2 protein-coding genes are annotated in these 1881 nt (G+C 62.0%); both read left to right on the top strand.

The features are described 5' to 3' along the window. Positions 1 to 392, top strand: a 392-nt coding sequence (locus A3754_RS05430; protein WP_304439811.1) for a TCP-1/cpn60 chaperonin family protein, incomplete at its 5' end; no start/stop codon positions are given. 125 nt (positions 393 to 517) lie between these two features. Next, entirely contained in the window at positions 518 to 1849 is a 1332-nt protein-coding gene (locus A3754_RS05425; protein ID WP_082872308.1) for an IS4 family transposase, read from the top strand. Positions 1850 to 1881 lie beyond the last annotated feature (32 nt).

Below are 1881 nucleotides of genomic sequence, written 5' to 3'. Positions count from 1 at the left end.
TACGCGCGCTGGCCAACGTTGGCACCATCAAGGGTGACAACGACGAGCAGAACGCCGGTATTGCCCTGACCTCCCGTGCGCTGGAAATGCCCCTGCGTCAGATCGCCTACAACGCCGGCGCTGAAGCGTCTGTGATTGTGCAGGAAGTGCGTAATGGCAAAGGCAACTACGGCTACAACGCGGCCACCGGTGAATACGGTGACATGCTGGAAATGGGTATCCTGGATCCTGACAAGGTAACCCGTTCCGCGCTGCAGGCAGCGGCTTCCATCGCCGGCCTGATGATCACCACCGAAGCCATGGTGGCGGATAAGCCGGAAGAAAATGCCGGTGGCGGCGCTCCGGACATGGGCGGCATGGGTGGAATGGGCGGTATGGGCGGCATGATGTAAATCATCCCCTCGTAACACGCTCCGAGAAAACCCCGCCTAGTGCGTAATGCCGTTCACTTAAGCATTGCAGGCAGAGCGGGGCTTTCCGAAAATCCGGTTTCCACTCGCGGGAAGCCGGATTTTTTGTGTCTTTACAGCAGTCTCTTTTCGATATTGATGCCCTTCAGTCCTTCTCTGACCTGAGCACCTTCACCCAGAACATCCCCGTTGAATGGGTTGAGTCGGCGCTCCAATTGTCCTCCAAAGCAACGATTCGTCGGCGGCGCCTCCCCAGCGATCAGGTGCTGTGGCTGGTGCTGGGCATGGCCTTGTTCCGCAACGAACCGGTCTGCGAAGTAGCGCGCCGGCTCAATATCTGCGCCCAGGGACTGGCCACCGACAGTCTGCTGGCCCGCAGCGGTGTATCCCAGGCACGCCGACGCCTGGGGGCCGACCCGGTGGAATGGCTGTTCCGCCGCACCGGCGAACAATGGGGCCGGGAACGTTACCCCGGCGATGACTGGAACGGGCTGCAGGTCCTGGCGGTGGACGGGGCGCAGCTGCGCACCCAGGACACCCCGGCGTTGCGTGAGCACTTCGGTTCCGGCAATACCGGCACGCACCGCCAAACCCCGTACCCGATGATGCGGCTGGTGGCGTTGATGAACGTGCGCTCGCACGTGTTGCTGGATGCCCAGCTTAGCCCCTACCGGCGCAGCGAGATGCGGCTGGCCGACGACTTCCTGGACCGTATCCCGGATCACTCGATCACCCTGTTCGACAAAGGCTTCTGGAGCGCCGCCCGGTTGTTGCGGCTGGCTAGCGGCGGCGAGCAACGCCACTGGCTGATCCCCGCCCGCAAGGGCTTGGTGGCCGAGACTCTGCATACGTACAACGACGACGATCACTTGTTGAGCATGAAGGTTTCTCCCCAGGCCCGTAAACGCGATCCTGAACTGCCCGAGACCTGGACGGTTCGGGCGGTGAGCTATGAGCACAAGGGCAAGCGGCGCACGGTGATGACGTCGCTGCCGGCGCAGCGCTACGACACCGAGGCGGTGGCCCGGCTGTACCGGGAACGTTGGGAAATCGAAGTCGGCTTCCGGGACATCAAGAGCTCGCTGCAACACAATGCGGTGACACTGCGCAGCAGGACGGTGGAGTTGGTGTATCAGGAGGTGTGGGGCTTGCTGCTGGCGTATAACGTGATCCGTCGGGAAGCCAGTCAGGCGGCAGTGGCTCATGGCCAGGACCCGTCGCGTATCCGCTTCAAGTTCGCCTATCAGTACATCGCCGCGCAGTTGATCGTGATGGCGGCGGCTCAGCCGCTATCGCGCACGGGCGCACGCTTGGCGGAACTCAGAGCGGGGATCGGTAACCTGTTGTTGGAGGACCGTTCCCGACCTTCCAGGCCGAGAACGGTCAAAATCTCCAAGACCCGCTATCCCGTCGATCGTAATGCCGCTCCTCTTAAGTGAACGGCATTACGGCAGTTGCCGAGCTTTTTATA

The organism is Alcanivorax sp. HI0083, from assembly GCF_001635175.1.
Note: the sequence above shows the minus strand (reverse complement) of the source record. Positions and strands in the feature narration are given on the sequence as shown.